The organism is Streptomyces paludis, from assembly GCF_003344965.1.
GTDB classification, from domain to species: domain Bacteria; phylum Actinomycetota; class Actinomycetes; order Streptomycetales; family Streptomycetaceae; genus Streptomyces; species Streptomyces paludis.
In genome coordinates this window covers 925,520-941,431 of sequence record NZ_CP031194.1, presented here as the reverse complement: position 1 = coordinate 941,431, position 15,912 = coordinate 925,520, and the positions used below count along the sequence as shown (strand labels likewise).

The window sequence follows — 15,912 nt, the reverse complement described above, 5'->3', positions numbered from 1 at the left end:
CGCGAGCCTTGCGCGAGATTTACGCGAGGGACAGGACCAGCAGCGGGGTGCCCGCCTCCACCTGGGCGCCGGGCGACGTCAGAATCTCCGTCACCACACCGTCCGCCGGTGCGTGGACCCGTGATTCCATCTTCATCGCCTCCAGCGCGAGCAGCGGCTGACCCGCGCTCACCCGGTCACCGGCGGCGACGTTCAGCTGCCAGACCGACGCGGCGAACTCCGCCTCCAGCAGCCGTCCGCCCGGCGGGACCGTGATCTCGGCACGCGGTACGGCGGCCACCGGGACCTCGTCGGTACGGTCGAACTCGCCCGCCGCCTCCCACGCGGCCCGCTCCGCCTCGAACGCCGCCGACTGACCGGCCCGGAACGACGCGATCGACGCGGCGTTCGCGGCGAGGAAGCGCTCGTGCTCCGCGAGCGAGAACGTGCCCTCCTCGATCCGGGGGACAAAGCGGCCCGCCGCCATGTCGGCCCGGAGCGTGAGGAGTTCGTCGGCGCCGACCGGATACCACTTGATCCGGTCGAAGAAGCGCAGCAGCCACGGCTTGCCGTCCTGGAACGCCCCGCGCTGCTGCCAGCCCGACCACACCTGGGTCGTCCGGCCCACGAACTGGTAGCCGCCGGGCCCCTCCATACCGTAGATACAGAGATACGCGCCGCCGATCCCGACGGAGTTCTCGGCGGTCCAGGTGCGGGCCGGGTTGTACTTGGTGGTGACCAGCCGGTGCCGGGGGTCGAGCGGGGTGGCGACCGGCGCGCCCAGATAGACGTCCCCGAGCCCGAGCACGAGGTATTCGGCGTCGAAGACCGTGCGGTAGACCTCGTCCGGCGACTCCAGGCCGTTGATCCGGCGGATGAACTCGATGTTCCAGGGGCACCAGGGCGCGTCGTCCCGTACCCCCGCCATATAGCGCGCGATGGCCTCGCGGGTCGCCGGATCGTCCCAGGACAGCGGCAGATGGACGGTACGGGAGGGGACCACCAGCTCGTCGGTGGGCGGCAGTTCGCCCTCGATCCGGGTGAGGACCGCGAGCAGCGCGTCCTGGGACAGGGTGTCCGGGTCCAGCTGGATCTGGAGCGAACGGATCCCGGGGGTGAGGTCCGTGACGCCGGGCAGCTCCTCGGCCGCCACTGCCTCGGCGAGCGCGTGGACCCGCATCCGCAGCGCCAGATCGAGCCGCATCTCGCCGTACTCGACCAGCACGTTGTCGTCGCCGCTGCGGCGGTACGTGACCGACGCGCCCCGGGCGAGAACGCCGCCGTCGGTGATCTCCGCCCGGTCGGCGACGGGTTCGGCGGCGGGGGCGCGGCGCAGGGCGGCGGCCGTGTCCGGGGTGACGGGGACGAAGCGGACGGTGTCGCCGGGGCGCAGCTGGCCGAGCTTCCAGCGCTGGCCGGTGACGATCGTCGCCGGGCAGACGAAGCCGCCGAGCGAGGGTCCGTCGGGGCCGAGGAGGACGGGCATGTCGCCGGTGTAGTCGACGGCGCCGACGGAGTACGGCGTGTCGTGGATGTTGGAGGGATGGAGCCCGGCCTCGCCGCCGTCGCCGCGCGCCCAGCGCGGCTTCGGGCCGATCAGCCGGACGCCGGTGCGCGCCGAGTTGAAGTGGACCTTCCACTCGGCCGCGTAGAACGCCCGCATGTCGTCCTCGGTGAAGAACTCCGGCGCCGCGTGCGGGCCTTCGACGACGGCGATCCGCCAGGTGGCGGAGAAGGCGGGCCGTTCGGCGGTGGGTACGGGAGCGATGGTGGTGCCGGGAGTTGCGGGCGTTTCGTCTGCCGCCTGGCCGTGCAGGACATCGCCGGTGCGCAGCGCCCGCCCGCCGTGGCCGCCGAACTGCCCGAGGGTGAAGGTGGCCGCGCTGCCCAGGAAGTCCGGCACGTCCAGCCCGCCGCCCGCGAACAGCACATACGTCCGCAGCCCCCGTTCGGTGGGCGCGCCGACCGCGAGGGTCGCGCCGGCCGGGACCGTGACCGGCTCCCACTGCGGTACGGGCGCGCCGTCGACGGTGACCGGCGCGGGGGCGCCGGTGACGCAGAGGGTGGTGGCGGCGGTGAAGCGGAGGGTGGGGCCCTGGAGGGTGCACTCCAGCCCCGGCGCGCCCTCGTCGTTGCCGAGCGCGCGGTTGCCGAGCCGGAACGAGAGGCTGTCCATCGGCCCGGACGGTGGTACGCCCACCTGCCAGTAGCCGGTGCGGCCCGGCCAGTCCTGCACGGTGGTGAGGGTGCCCCCGGCGGTGACCTCGATGCGCGGTGCCGGGTCGGTGACGGTGGCGAGGGTGGCCGTGGAGTGCGCGGCGGCCATGACATCGGGGTGGCGCAGGGCGGCCCGTACGAGCCCGAGGTTGGTCTCGATCCCGTCGATACGGGTCGACGCGAGCGCCCGGTCGAGCGCGGCGAGGGCCTCCGTGCGGTCGGCGCGGTGGACGATCACCTTGGCCAGCATCGGGTCGTACGCCGTCGTGACCTCGGTGCCCGTCTCGATCCACGCGTCGACACGGGCGTCGGACTCCGGCGGGAACGAGACATGGGTGAGCAGTCCGGCGCCGGGGCGGTGGTCCCGGCCGGGGTCCTCCGCGTACACCCGGGCCTCGACGGCGTGGCCGCGCGGCGCGGGCGGCTCCTGGACGACGGAGCGCTCGCCCTGGGCGAGGCGGAGCATCCAGGCGACGAGGTCGACGCCGTAGACGGCCTCGGTGACCGGGTGTTCCACCTGGAGACGGGTGTTGACCTCCAGGAAGTACGCCTCCTCGCGGGCGGCGTCGTAGACGAACTCGACCGTACCGGCGGAGCGGTAGCCGACCGAGGCGCACAACTCCCTTGCATGGTCGGCAAGTTGACGGCGCACCCGGTCGGGCAGGCCGGGGGCCGGGGCCTCTTCGAGCACCTTCTGGTTGCGGCGCTGGAGCGAGCAGTCCCGGTCGCCGAAGGTGACGACCCGGCCCGCGCCGTCGCCGAAGACCTGGACCTCGACATGGCGGGCGTCCTCGACGAGGCGTTCCAGGAAGAGTCCGGCGGAGGAGAAGGAGGCCGCGGCGACTCTCCGTACCCCTTCCCAGGCGTCGGTGAGGCCGGCCGCGTCGTGCACGGCGCGCATCCCGATACCGCCTCCGCCGCCGGTCGCCTTCAGCATCACCGGATAGCCGATCCGGCCGGCGGCGGCCAGCGCGGCGTCGAGATCCGGCAGCAGCCCGGTGCCGGGGGCCAGCGGGACACCCGCGGCCTCGGCGGCGGCGCGCGCGGTGTGCTTCGCGCCGAACAGGTCGAGCTGGCCGGGGGTCGGGCCGACGAAGGCGATCCCGGCCTCCTCGCAGCTCCGGGCGAAGTCCGCGTCCTCGGAGAGGAAGCCGTAACCGGGGTGGACCGCGCCCGCGCCGGTCTGCTCGGCCGCCTTCAGGATCAGCCCGGCGTCGAGGTAGGACTCCTTGGCGGGCGCGGGTCCCAGCCGTACCGCCTCGTCCGCGAGCCGGACGTGCGGGGCCGTGCGGTCGGCGTCGGAGAAGACCGCGACCGTACGGAGCCCGAGGCGGCGGGCGGTGCGGATGATCCGGACGGCGATCTCGCCGCGGTTGGCGACGAGGAGCGTGTCGAAGGTCATGAAGGGGTCCCGTCGCTGATCGTCATCTCGACGGCCGTCGGGTCGAAGCCGTTGCAGGGGTTGTTGATCTGCGGGCAGTTGGAGACCAGCACCAGCACATCGGTCTCGGCGCGGAGTGTGACCCGCAGTCCCGGGGCGGAGATGCCGTCGACGATGCCGAGGGTGCCGTCCTTCTCGACGGGCACGTTCATGTACCAGTTGATGTTGGGGACGAGATCGCGCGGGCCGAGGCCGTGGCGCGCCCCCTCGCTCAGGAAGTTGTCCATGCAGGCATGCTGCGACCAGGTGTGATGGCCGTAGCGCAGGGTGTTGGACTCCTTGGAGCAGGCGCCGCCGAGGGTGTCGTGCCGGCCGCAGGTGTCCTCGGTGACGGTCATCAGCGGGGTGTGTTCGTCGGAGAGCAGGACGCTGCCGGTGGTGAGGAAGACATTGCCCTGGGCGGTGATGGTGTCGGGGGCGCTGTAGCGGACGGCGGTGTCGTGCGCGTCGTACACCAGGAAGTCCACGGCCTGGTTGCCGTGCAGATCGGTGAGGGTGAGGTGGTGCCCGGCCGGTACGACGGCGGACCAGGCGGCCCGGGCGGGAACGGCCGTCGTGCGCGGCGCGCGGTCTGCCGGGGTGCTCATCGGATGCCCTTCGACGTGTGGTACTCGGCGGTGTTGAGGAAGGCGCGGCGGCCTTCGGGGGTGGCGTCCCACAGGGGATCGCCCGGAGCGGTGGGCCCGGCGGTCCAGGCCAGCACCTCCAGCGCGGTGCTGGTGTAGGCGGGGCGCGGATCGAGCGGATGCGGCACATTCGCGAGCAGTACGGTCAGATCCTGCTCGGCGCGGAGGGTGACGGAGCCGCCCGGCCCGGCCGGGCCCGTGAACTCCAGCGCGCCGTCGTCCCGTACCGCCACGCCCTGGAAGAAGGAGACGGACGGCGGCAGGTCGCGGGGTTCGAGTCCGTTCTTGAGCGCGGCGAGTTTCAGCAGCTCACGGCCGGCGGGGGAGGCGGAGTGCGGGGCGCCGTCGCCGTAGCGGGCGGTGTTGCCGGCCAGGGTGGAGGTGCCGCAGAGGGTGTCGTGGCGGCCGTCGGCGGTGTCGGTGACGAGGGAGGCGAGGACCCGGCCGTGGCTGGACAGCAGCAGCCGGCCGGCCCGGAGGTACGCGTTCCACTGGACCTTGACGGTGTCGGCGGTGCTGAGGCGCTCCCAGGGGCGGCCGGCCGCGAGGAGCAGCAGATGGGCGCAGGCGTCGCCGTGGCGGTCGGTGAGCCGGATCTCGGTGCCGCGGGCCACCGTCCGGTGGGTGTAGCCGCCGCCGGCCACGGTCTCCGCCCAGACGAGATGGCCCGCTTCGCAGGGGTGCTCGGGCCAGTCGGTGGCGGGCACCGTCGGCATGTGCTCGGCCGCGGTGCCGGCCTGGGCGCGGGCGTGGTCCCTGGCCCCGTATGTCGTCGCTGTCGCCATGGCTCGGCCTCCGTTGGGGTGGCGGTGTCCAGCACACGCCGTCGGTCGCGCAATTCCTGTCGCCCGACAGAAATTACGGAGAGGGTGCGTCGGACCCATTGCCCGCGCGTTGCGCGGCGGTTACCGGACGCTCACCCGGCGCCCCGGGCCGGCGGCCCGGTCCGGGGCGTGTGCGACGATCGGTCCCATGGTGACCACGGGACGACGGGTGGGCCGGCCGCGCGCGGAGCAGCGGCCGGACAGCGGGCTGTCCGCGCCGGAGGAGCTGCTGCGCGCGGCGGCCGAACTCTTCACCACGCACGGGTACGCGGCGACGACCACCCGGGCCGTCGCCGAGCGCGCCGGGCTGCGACAGGCCACGATGTACCACTACTTCGGCGGCAAGGAGGACCTTCTCGCCGCGCTGCTGGAGTCGACCGTACGGCCCTCGCTGGAGCTGGCACGCGAGCTGCTGGCCGATCAGGAACGGTCCGCCGAGGCCCGGTTGTGGGAGCTGTGCCGCTCGGACGTCGAACTGCTCTGCGGCGGGCCGCACAATCTCGGCGGGCTGTATCTGCTCCCCGAGGTCCGGGTGGACCGCTTCGACGGCTTCCACCGCGTACGGGCGGAGCTGAAGGAGGCGTACGGCGCGCTGCTGGCCGCGACCGGGGCGGGCGCGGCGCTGGCGAGCGACGAGGCGGCGCTCCGTACGGATCTGGTCTTCGGGCTGATCGAGGGCGTGATCCTGGTCCACCGCTCCGATCCGGAGCGGCCGGTGGCGGCGTTCGCGGCGGCGACGGCGGACGCGGCGCTGCGGATCGTCGGGGCGGCGGGGGCGGCGGGGGGCGCGGGCGGCCCGGCGTAACGCACGGCGCGCCGCGTCACCGGCGCGTCCGGCACACCCGCCACAGGGCTCCGAGTCCCACGGTGACCAGCAGGAAGAGCACGGTGAACCACTGGAAGTACCAGTGGCCGCCGGCCGGGTCGTACACCGCCGCCCGGGGCCAGGCCAGATTGACGGCCATCGCCAGCCCGTACACACAGGCCAGCGCGTTGACGGGCAGGCCCCAGCGGCCCAGGGAGAACAGCGGCCGGCCCGCCTCGTCCGTCTCCTCCTTGTCCGACCGCCCCGGGTACGTGCCGCGCAGTCTGCCGATCAGCATCGGGCCCGTGACCATGGCGTACGCGAGATAGAGCATCGCGATGCAGGTCGTGCCGATGGCCAGGAACGCCTCCGGGGACGCGAGGTTGAGCAGACAGAGCCCCGCCGCGACCACCCCCACCACCAGCGCGGGACCGGTCGGCATTCCCGTACGCGGCGAGACCTTCGCCAGCGGTCGCGCGGCGGGCAGCACCCCGTCCCGCGCCATCGAGAAGAGCATGCGCGAGCCGGACGTCTGGATGGCGAGCGTCGCCACGGCGATGGCCAGCGCCACATCGGCCAACAGCAGCCGGCCGACCCCGTCGCCGAGCGTGCTGGTCAGCACGTACGAGAGCCCGTCGGTGCCCAGCCTGCCGTCGGTGAGGCTCGGCGCGGCGAGGATGCCGCCGAGCAGCAGCAGTCCGCCGAGCACCCCGGCCGCCGCGAGGGCGAGCAGGATTGTACGGGGCGCGGTGCGCCGGGGGGAGCGGGTCTCCTCGCTCAGCTCGCCCGCGCTGTCGAAGCCGATCAGGACGTACGCGGCGGTGAACGAGCCCACGAGCAGCGCGCCGATGGCGCCGCCCTGGCCGCCGGTGTGCAGGGTGACGCCCGGACCGCGTTCGGCGTGGGTGAGGAGCAGGACGACGATCAGGACCGCGCCGATGATCTCGGCGGTCACCCCGACCCGGTTGATGAGGGACATCACCCGGTTGTCGACCAGGTTCACGGCCGTCGTCAGCGCCAGCAGGAGGACCGCGAGGACCGCCGCGTTGGCCGCGCCGCTCACGGAGGTCGGCGCCGGATCGCCGCCGACCAGCTGGAATCCGCTCCAGATGGCGGGCAGGACGACCTGGAGGGCGAGCGCGGCGGCGGCCACCACGACCATCTGGCCGATCACCATGATCCAGCCGGCGAACCAGCCGAAGGCGGGCGTCGAGAGCCGGGTCGACCACTGGTAGATCGCGCCGGACAGCGGGTAGCGGGCGGCGAGTTCGGCGAAGCAGGCGGCGACGAGCAGCTGTCCGGCGAGTACGGCGGGCCAGGTCCAGAAGAAGGCCGCGCCGCCGAACGAGAAGCCGAAGGCGAAGAACTGGAACACCGTCGTGAGGACGGAGATGAAGGAGAAGCCCGCGGCGAAGGACGCGTACCGCCCCATGCTGCGGTGCAGTTCCTGCCGGTAGCCGAAACCGGCCAGGGCGACGGAATCGCCCTGGCCGGTTTCGGGCCGGCCCGGTTCGGCCGGTCCGTGCCGTACGTCCGTGGGTGCGGTGGCGGTCATGGCAGCCCCTGTCTGCGATTCCTGTCGATTGACAGAAATTAGGGAGAGGCTGTTTCACCGGCATCACACGCCCGTGTCCGGACGGGGCACATTTCCTCACGGCGTCACATCACCGCGTCACATCTTGGGCATGAGGACCGAGTCGATGATGTAGACGGTGGCGTTGGCGGTGGGGACGTTGCCGCAGACGACCTTCGCGGTGTCGTTGACGGTGTAGGACTCGCCCGAGCCCTTGGTGCTGAGGGTGCTCTTCTCCAGCGTCGGGAAGGTGCCGTCCTCCAGCGCCTTCGGGGTCAGCTTCTCGCCCACGACGTGGTAGGTGAGGATCTTCGTCAGGGTGGCCTTGTCGGCCAGGACCTTGTCCAGGTCGGCCTTCGGGATCTTGGCGAAAGCCTCGTTGGTCGGCGCGAAGACCGTGATGTTCTCGGCGTTGTTGAGGGTGTCCACCAGACCGGCCTTCTTCACCGCGGTGACCAGCGTGGAGAGGTCGGGGTTGTTGGACGCGGCGGTCGCGACCGGGTCCTTCGACATGCCGTCGAAGGAGCCCGCGCCGGTCTCCGGCACCGAGGCACACGCCGTGCCGAACGGCTTGTCGCCCGTACCGGCCGCGTCGTCCGCCGAGCCGGTGTCCGTGCCCGTGGTCTCCTCGGCGGCGGCCGTCGAGTCGCCGCTGCTCTTGGTGTCCTTGCTGTCGCCGCCGCAGGCCGTCAGGGCCAGCGGCAGGACGACGACGCCGAGGGCGGCGATGGCGGCACGCTGGAAGCGGGTGGCGTTCATGTCGTATCTCCTTGGGGAAGGTGTGCGCGGAGAGTTCCGGGCACGGGGTGTTGATGGTGTGATCAGTGGCTTATGTGGTATTTGGTGTGTCTTCCCGGGCCGCTCGCGGGCAAGGGGGTGCCGGGGCGAGCGAGCGGGGTGACACGGTGTTACGGAGGCGATGTCCGTGAGCCGGGGGATATCTGCCGGAACATCAGGGGACCGCGACCACCACCGAGTGCCAGCCGGTGGCGCCGTTGGGCACGGTGCCGACCCGCTGATCGGTCTGCGTATAGCCGTCCTGGTCCGTGGCCCTGACCTCCAGGGTGTGGTTGCCGCTGGTGGCGGGCCACTCCCAGACCCACTGGCGCCAGGTGTCCTTGGTGTCCTGGGCCGCCAGCCGCGCGGTGTGCCACGGGCCGCCGTCGACCCGTACCTCCACCCGGGCGATCCCGCGGTGCTGCGCCCAGGCCACCCCCGCGATCGGGACGGTGCCCGCCTTGGGGGAGGCGAACGGGCGCGGGGTGTCGATCCGCGACTCCGTCTTGATCGGGGCCTGCCGGGACCAGCTCCGCTTCACCCAGTACGCGTCGTAGTCGGCGAACGTGGTGAGTTCGAGGTCCTGGAGCCACTTGCAGGCCGAGACATAGCCGTACAGCCCCGGGACGATCATCCGCACCGGGAAGCCGTGATCGAAGGGGAGCGGCTCCCCGTTCATCCCGAGCGCCAGCAGCGCGTCGCGGCCGTCCATGACCGTCTCGACCGGTGAGCCGATGGTCATGCCGTCGACCGAGCGGGCCACGATCTGGTCGGCCGGTCCGCCCTTCGACGGCGGCCGGACGCCCGCCTCGCTCAGCAGGTCGGCCAGCCGGACACCGATCCAGCGGGCATTGCCCACGTACGGACCGCCGACCTCGTTGGAGACGCAGGTCAGGGTGATGTCCCGCTCGATCAGCTCCCGGCGGAGCAGATCGTCGAAGCTGAACGTCAGCGGCCGGGTCACCCCCTTGCCGTGGATCCTCAGCCGCCAGGAGGCGGCATCGATCTTCGGCACGACGAGCGCCGTGTCCACCCGGTAGAAGTCCTTGTTGGACGTCGTGAAGGAGGACAGCCCCCGGACCTTGAGGTCCGCGCCCGCCGGCACCGGACGGGCCGGCGAGGAGGGCGGCGGCAGCACGGTCTTCGCACGGGACTCGACGGCACCGGCCGCCCCCGAGGCGTTGAGCCGCTGCCCCAGGACACCCGCTCCGGCCGACGCGGCCACCGCGGCCGTCGCGGCGATGACGAAGCCGCGCCGGTCGAAGCCGCTCCCGGTATCGCTCCCGCCGCCCGTGTCCTGGACGGTGGTGTCCTGGAGGGTGGCTCCGTCCGTACCCGTGGCCGCCCGGTACGGACGGAGCGTTCGGAGGGTGAGCCTGGTGACCAGCAGATAGAGCACCGCCCCGGCCACCAGGGCGCCCACCACCGAGGGCACGGCGTCGGGCAGACCGCCGTCCGGACGGCTCACCGCCGCCACCGCCCCGATCGCGCCGAAGACCAGAACCGCCGCCGAACCCGCCAGCCGGTGCCGCAGCGCGACCACTCCGACCGCCATGGCGAAGAGCGCCAGGAGGGCCAGGATGCCGAGCTGGAGCACCAGCTTGTCGTTGGTGCCGAAGTTCCGTACGGCGAAGTCCTTCAGGGCGGGCGGGGTCAGGTCGATGACCGCTCCGCCGACCGCCGTGACGGGACTCGCTTCGGGCCGTACGGCCGCCGACACCAGCTCCGCGACCGCCAGCGCCGTGAAGCCCGTGATCAGCCCGCTGAGCGCGGCCAGGGCGCCGCGCACCAGGCGCGCCGTCGGACCGCGGTCGCTGTTCTCGGATACCGGCACTTTCGGATCTTCGCTCACACCGGCCATTCGGTGCGGGATGCCAGGCGGATTGGTCGTGAACCCGAACGAATGAAAAAAAGTACCGCGCCGAGAAAGTCCGAGAAGTTCTCGCCGGACACCAATCCCCCGCCGCCGCCGGCCCGAATGCACATCGTGAAGGGGGTACGCCCCCGGGACTGGACGCGAGGGAGCGGTCATGAGCGGCGAACGTCCGCGTACGGCAGTGGTGGGCGGGGGAGTGGCGGGTCTGACCGCCGCGTATGTCCTCGGACGGGCGCACGGGGTGACGCTGTACGAGGCCGACGAACGGCTCGGCGGGCACGCGCACACCCACGACGTGCCCGCGGCCGACGGCCGGGTGCACCGCGTCGACTCCGGCTTCATCGTGCACAACGGCCGGACCTATCCGCACCTGCTGCGGCTCTTCGGCGAACTGGGCGTCGCCACCCAGGAGTCGGAGATGAGCATGTCCGTACGGTGCGACGGCTGCGGACTCGAATACGCGGGCGCGCGCGGCCCCGGCGGTCTCTTCGCCCGGCCGGGCAACGCGCTCAGCCCCCGCTATCTGCGGCTGCTCACCGAAGTGCCCGTCTTCCACCGGCGGGCCCGCGCGCTGCTGGCGGCGTCGGAGACGGCGGAGGGCGCGGCCGGGGCGGGGGAGGCCGAGCGCGGCGGCTCCGGGATGACACTGGGCGAGTTCCTCGCCGCGGGCGGTTTCTCCCCGTACTTCGTCTCGCACTTCATGGCACCGGTCGTCTCGGCGGTCTGGTCCTGCGACGCCGGGACGGCGATGCGCTACCCCGCCCGCTATCTGTTCCGCTTCATGGCCCACCACGGACTGCTCTCGGTCAAGGGCTCACCGGTCTGGCGGACCGTCACCGGCGGCTCGCGCGCGTATGTCGAGCGCGTCGCCAAACATGTGGACGCCGTCCGTACCGCCACCCCCGTACGGTCCGTCCGGCGCCACTCCGGCGGGGTCGAGATCGGCACCGAGGACGGCGCCGTCGCGCACTACGACTCCGTGGTCGTCGCCGTCCACCCCGACCAGGCGCTACGGCTGCTCGCCGACGCCACCGACGACGAGCGGCGCGTCCTCGGCGCGTTCCGCTACTCCCGCAACCCCACCCAGCTCCACACCGACACCGGTGTGCTGCCGCGCGCCCCGCGCGCCCGCGCCTCCTGGAACTTCGCCATGCCGTCGTGCGACGCCGGCTCCGGCGGGGTCCGCGTCAGCTACGACATGAACCGGCTCCAGCGGCTCGACGCGGCCGAGACCTATGTCGTCACCCTCAACGGCGCCGACCGCGTCGACCAGGACCGCGTCCTCGCCCGCATGGTCTACGAACACCCCGTCTACACCCCCGACTCCGTCGCCGCCCAGCGGCTGCTGCCCGGACTCTCCGGACCCGTCACCGCCTACGCGGGGGCGTACCACGGCTGGGGATTCCACGAGGACGGCTGCCGCTCGGGCGTCGACGCGGCGGCGGCGCTGGGGGTGACGTGGTGACGCGCCCGGCCACCGTCCCGGCGCTCTACACCTGTCTGATCGGCCATGTCCGGACGACCCCCACCCGCTACACCCTGCGCCACCGCACCTACATGTGGCTGATCGACCCCGACCGGCCGCCCCGGCTGCCCCCGCCGCTGCGCCCGCTCGCCCGGTTCGACGCCCGCGACCACTTCGGCGGTACGCGCCCGACCATCCGCGCCGGACTCGACGCGTTCCTCGCCACCCACGGGATCGACCTGGCGGGCGGCCGGGTGACGATGCTCGCGCACGCCCGGGTGTTCGGCTACGTCTTCAATCCGCTGACGCTCTACTGGTGCCACGGACCCGACGGCGCGCCGCTGTGCGTGGTCGCGGAGGTCCACAACACCTACGGCGAGCGCCACTGCTATCTGCTGCGGCCCGGCGGCGACGGCACCGGACCGGCCACGGTCGACAAGGAGTTCTACGTCTCGCCGTTCTTCCCGGTCGACGGCGCCTACACCATGCGGCTGCCGGAACCGGGCGCGCGCCTCAACCTGACGGTCCGTCTCGACCGGCCGCGAGGCGGTCCGTTCACCGCGACCGTACGGGGCGAGCGCCGCCCCGCCACCGCCCGCACCCTGCTGCGTACCGCCCTGCGCCATCCCTGGTCCACCGCCGTCGTCTCCGCCGGCATCCGACTGCACGGCATCCGGCTTCTGCTGCGCCGGCTTCCCGTGCGCCCCCGTCCCCACCACAGCCCCCAGGAGGGTGTGAAGTGAGCGTGTTCCCGCCGCTGTCCCCGGTTTCCACCGGCCTGTCGTCCTCTCCCGCCACGGCCACGGACGGCGCCGTCGTCGTCGACGAGACGCGCTGGCCCGACGTGGCCCGGCCGCCCGCCGCCTCCTGGCTCCGGACCGCCGTCGCCGAACGGGTCGTACGGCGGGCCCTGGCCCGGCTGCCCCTGCGCGTACGGCTCTGCCACGGCGACGGAGCCCGCGCCGGCGACGAGATCCTCGGGCGCGGCGGCCCGCTGCTGGAGGTCCGCGACCCCAAGGCGTTCTTCCGCCGGATCGGCACCGGCGGGCTCATCGGCTTCGGCGAGTCCTACATGGCCGGCGAGTGGGAGGCCCGCGACCTCGTCGGCGTACTGACCGTGCTCGCCGAGCGGGCCGCGACCCTGATCCCCGAGCCGCTCCAGCGGCTGCGCGCGTTCTGGGCGCCGAAGCAGCCCGCCGCGCAGCGCAACACCCCCGAGGGCTCGCGGGACAACATCAGCCGCCACTACGACCTCTCCAACGAGCTGTTCGCGCTCTTCCTCGACGACACCCTCTCCTACTCCTCGGCGCTCTTCCGCGGCTTCCCCGCCGACCGGTCGCTGCTCGCCGCCGCCCAGCACCGCAAGATCGACCGGCTGCTGGACCTGGCGGACGTCGGCCCCGGCAGCGAGCTGCTGGAGATCGGCACCGGCTGGGGCGAACTGGCCCTGCGCGCGGCGGCGCGCGGCGCCCGCGTCCGTACGGTCACGCTCTCCCACGAGCAGCGCGACCTGGCGCGCGAGCGGATCGCCGCGGCGGGCTTCGCGGACCGCGTCAGCGTCGAGCTGTGCGACTACCGGCAGGTGACGGGCGTCTTCGACGCCATCGTCAGCGTCGAGATGATCGAGGCCGTGGGCGCCGAGTTCTGGCCCGAGTACTTCACCACGCTGGACCGGCTGCTCGCGCCCGGCGGCCGGATCGCCCTCCAGGCGATCACCATGCCGCACGACCGGATGCTCGCCTCCCGGGACACCCACACCTGGATCCAGAAGTACGTCTTCCCCGGCGGATTCCTGCCGTCCGTCGAGGCGATCGAGCAGCTCACCGCCGAGCACACCACGCTGCTCGTCGCTGACCGCGACGGCTACGGACCTCACTACGCCGAGACGCTGCGGCTCTGGCGCGAGCGCTTCACCGAGCGGGCCGGCGAGGTCGACGCGCTCGGCTTTGACGCGGTCTTCCGCAGGCTGTGGACCTTCTATCTCGCCTACTCCGAGGCGGGTTTCCGCTCCGGCTATCTCGATGTGCAGCAGCTGCTGCTGGCCCGGGCCACCACCGAGGGGACCGCCCGGTGAGCGGCTTTCCCTGGGCGGCGTTCGGCCAAGGGGCCGGCGCCGCCGCCGTTGCCGCGTTCGCGGTCATGCTGACCACGTTCGCGATCGCGCTCGTCAAGGGCATGCACCGGATCGTCGACATCGCCTGGGGCCTCGCCTTCGCGGCGGTCGCCCTCGTCTCGTACGGGGTCTCGGGCGCAGCGGCGGGTGACGACGGGCGTCGGCTGCTGGTCACCGTACTCACCACCGTGTGGGGGCTGCGGCTGGCCGGCCATATCGCGCTGCGCGGGCGCGGGCACGGCGAGGACGCGCGGTACGCGGCGATGCTCGCCAAGGCGCCCGGCAGCCCCGCCCTTTACGCCCTGCGCAAGGTCTATCTGCTCCAGGGCGCGCTGGTCGTGCTGGTCTCCCTGCCGGTCCAGGCGGCGATGTATCTGCCGGGCCCGCTCGGGCCGGTGGCATACGCGGGCTGTGCGCTCTGGGCGGTCGGTCTCTTCTTCGAGGCGGTCGGGGACCGGCAGCTGGCCCGGTTCACGGCGGATCCCGCGAACCGGGGCCGGCTCATGGACCGGGGGCTGTGGGCCTGGACCCGCCACCCCAACTACTTCGGTGACTTCTGTGTCTGGTGGGGGCTGTTCCTGATCGTCTGCGACGGCGGTGACCCGGCGGTGGCCGCCGCGACCGTCGTCGCGCCCCTGGTGATGAGCTTCCTGCTGATCGGCGGGAGCGGGAAGCGGCTGCTGGAGCGGCACATGGCCGACCGGCCGGGCTTCGCCGCGTACACCGAGCGCACCAGCGGTTTCTTCCCGCTGCCGCCGAGGCGCACGCGCTGAGTAAGGAGTGGGGCAAGTCCCGTCCTTCCGGACGGGACTTGCCCCTTTTCACGCTACGGGGAAGTCCATCAGGGCCAGCGGCTCGGAGGTCGGCTGCTCGGACCCGCCGGCCGGCTCCAGGGTGATGCCCATGCCGGACGCGTTCTTGAGCGAGCCGTCCATCAGTATGGAGGCCGAACCCGAGTCCGGATCCAGCAGCCCGGCGGCGCGCATCGTGCCGCCATCGTTGTACCAGAGTTCGTACACCTTGCCACTGGGTGGCTTCGGCATGCCGGTCGCGATGAACGCGGCCTTGTCCCGGCTCCGGGAGACCACGACCGTGCCGGTCGCGCCGTCCGCCAGCTTTCCGGCGACGACCTTGGCGTCCGGGGCGGCCAGCACCTTCGCCAGCTCGGCGGACCGCTGCTGCTCCGCCCGGACGTGTGCGCGCGCGTCCCGTGCCTCCTGGTGCTGCCACACCGCGATGCCGCCGAAGCCGACGGCGCCGGCCAGGCAGGCGGCGAGCGCGAAGCGGGAGAGCGCGCGCCCGCGCGCCGCGCCGCCGCCGGTGCGCGGTTGCGCTGCCACCTTCGGCGGGTCCTGCCGTTCGGTGGCGATCCGGCGGAGCACCTGCTCCTTGAACTCGTGCGGCGGGGTCACGGCCACGGCGCGGCCGAGCCGCGCGGCCGTGGCGGCCAGCTCCCGTACCTCCTGCGCGCACGCCTCGCACACGTCCAGATGGAGTTCGAACTCGGCGCGTTCCCGTGGATCCAGGGCATGCAGCGCGTAGGCACCGGTCAGCGTGTGCAGATCGGCGGTGGTCATGCGGTCACCCCCAAGCAGTCGCGCAGCCGGATCAGTCCGTCGCGCAGGCGTGTTTTGACCGTGCCCAGCGGGACGGACAGCAGCTCGGCCACTTCCCGGTAGGCGAGGCCCTGGTAGTACGCCAGATTCACGGACTGGCGCTGGAGTTCGGTGAGGGTGCGCAGACAGCGGCGCACCTGCTCGCGTTCGAGACTGGCCTCGACCTGTTCGGTGACCTCGTCGTAGGCGGGGGTACGGTCCAGCAGCGCGGCCCGGTGCTCCCGGTCGCTGGCCGCCTGGGCCGAGCGGACCCGGTCCACCGCCCGCCGGTGCGCGAGGGTCAGCACCCAGGTCATGGCGCTGCCCCGGCTGGGCTGGAAGCGGGTCGCGGTGCGCCAGACCTCCAGCAGCACCTCCTGCGCGACCTCCTCCGACTGGGCCGGGTCGCGCAGCACGGAACGGACCAGGCCGAGGACGGGGCCGCAGACCTGGTCGTACACGCGGGAGAAGGCGTCCTGATCGCCCCTGGCCACATGGACCAGCAATTCCTGTAGGTCGGGTCCCGCCGAAGCGGGGCCGCCGATCTGTACGGCTTCTTTCACGCGGCTTCCTCCACGGTGCGAACATGCGTTACCGGGGATTCGGAGCGGACGGCCCGGA

Annotated in this window: 13 protein-coding genes; 5 read left to right on the top strand and 8 right to left on the bottom strand. The window is 72.7% G+C overall.

All coding sequences use genetic code 11. The features are described 5' to 3' along the window. Nucleotides 1-19 precede the first annotated feature (19 nt). The 3 genes from uca to DVK44_RS04060 are packed head-to-tail and all read right to left on the bottom strand — an operon-like array spanning nt 20 to nt 5,048. Entirely contained in the window at nt 20-3,598 is a 3,579-nt protein-coding gene (gene uca, locus DVK44_RS04070) for an urea carboxylase (protein WP_114658363.1), read from the bottom strand. Beyond that, entirely contained in the window at nt 3,595-4,224 is a 630-nt protein-coding gene (locus DVK44_RS04065; RefSeq protein WP_114658362.1) for an urea amidolyase associated protein UAAP2, read from the bottom strand. The genes uca and DVK44_RS04065 overlap by 4 nt, the downstream gene beginning before the upstream one ends. Continuing rightward, nucleotides 4,221-5,048, bottom strand: a complete 828-nt coding sequence (locus tag DVK44_RS04060; protein ID WP_114658361.1) for an urea amidolyase associated protein UAAP1 — start codon at nt 5,046-5,048, stop codon at nt 4,221-4,223. Before DVK44_RS04060 ends, DVK44_RS04065 begins: the two co-directional genes overlap by 4 nt. A 187-nt stretch (nt 5,049-5,235) precedes the next feature. On the opposite strand from DVK44_RS04060, the gene DVK44_RS04055 reads away from it, so the two are divergent. Next, the gene (locus DVK44_RS04055) at nt 5,236-5,892 is read left to right on the top strand and encodes a TetR/AcrR family transcriptional regulator (protein ID WP_114658360.1); all 657 of its coding nucleotides are present in this window, start codon (nt 5,236-5,238) and stop codon (nt 5,890-5,892) included. A gap of 16 nt (nt 5,893-5,908) precedes the next feature. On the opposite strand, the gene DVK44_RS04050 is transcribed toward DVK44_RS04055, so the two are convergent. The 3 genes from DVK44_RS04050 to DVK44_RS04040 form a co-directional block, all read right to left on the bottom strand. Further along, a complete protein-coding gene (locus DVK44_RS04050) occupies nt 5,909-7,447 on the bottom strand; it encodes an amino acid permease (protein ID WP_114658359.1) in 1,539 nt (512 codons plus the stop codon). A gap of 117 nt (nt 7,448-7,564) precedes the next feature. Further along, the gene (locus DVK44_RS04045) at nt 7,565-8,224 is read right to left on the bottom strand and encodes a fasciclin domain-containing protein (protein ID WP_114658358.1); all 660 of its coding nucleotides are present in this window, start codon (nt 8,222-8,224) and stop codon (nt 7,565-7,567) included. 193 nt (nt 8,225-8,417) lie between these two features. Continuing rightward, on the bottom strand, nt 8,418-10,031 hold the full coding sequence (locus DVK44_RS04040) for a molybdopterin-dependent oxidoreductase (RefSeq protein ID WP_114664884.1): 1,614 nt from the start codon (nt 10,029-10,031) through the stop codon (nt 8,418-8,420). A 241-nt stretch (nt 10,032-10,272) separates the two neighbouring features. Between DVK44_RS04040 and DVK44_RS04035 the strand changes: the two genes are divergently transcribed. Genes DVK44_RS04035 through DVK44_RS04020 form a run of 4 tightly spaced genes read left to right on the top strand, consistent with a single transcriptional unit; the run spans nt 10,273 to nt 14,469 of the window. Continuing rightward, complete coding sequence (locus DVK44_RS04035) at nt 10,273-11,583, top strand: NAD(P)/FAD-dependent oxidoreductase (RefSeq protein WP_114658357.1); 1,311 nt, start codon at nt 10,273-10,275, stop codon at nt 11,581-11,583. Beyond that, entirely contained in the window at nt 11,580-12,326 is a 747-nt protein-coding gene (locus DVK44_RS04030) for a DUF1365 domain-containing protein (protein ID WP_114658356.1), read from the top strand. The genes DVK44_RS04035 and DVK44_RS04030 overlap by 4 nt, the downstream gene beginning before the upstream one ends. Further along, a complete protein-coding gene (locus DVK44_RS04025; RefSeq protein WP_408055284.1) occupies nt 12,323-13,657 on the top strand; it encodes a class I SAM-dependent methyltransferase in 1,335 nt (444 codons plus the stop codon). The genes DVK44_RS04030 and DVK44_RS04025 overlap by 4 nt, the downstream gene beginning before the upstream one ends. Beyond that, a complete protein-coding gene (locus tag DVK44_RS04020; RefSeq protein ID WP_114658355.1) occupies nt 13,654-14,469 on the top strand; it encodes a DUF1295 domain-containing protein in 816 nt (271 codons plus the stop codon). The genes DVK44_RS04025 and DVK44_RS04020 overlap by 4 nt, the downstream gene beginning before the upstream one ends. Nucleotides 14,470-14,517: 48 nt before the next feature. On the opposite strand, the gene DVK44_RS04015 is transcribed toward DVK44_RS04020, so the two are convergent. Next, on the bottom strand, nt 14,518-15,273 hold the full coding sequence (locus DVK44_RS04015) for an anti-sigma factor (RefSeq protein WP_114658354.1): 756 nt from the start codon (nt 15,271-15,273) through the stop codon (nt 14,518-14,520). Then, nucleotides 15,270-15,854 (bottom strand): sigma-70 family RNA polymerase sigma factor, encoded by a 585-nt coding sequence (locus DVK44_RS04010; protein ID WP_114658353.1) that lies wholly within the window; start codon nt 15,852-15,854, stop codon nt 15,270-15,272. Before DVK44_RS04010 ends, DVK44_RS04015 begins: the two co-directional genes overlap by 4 nt. Nucleotides 15,855-15,912 lie beyond the last annotated feature (58 nt).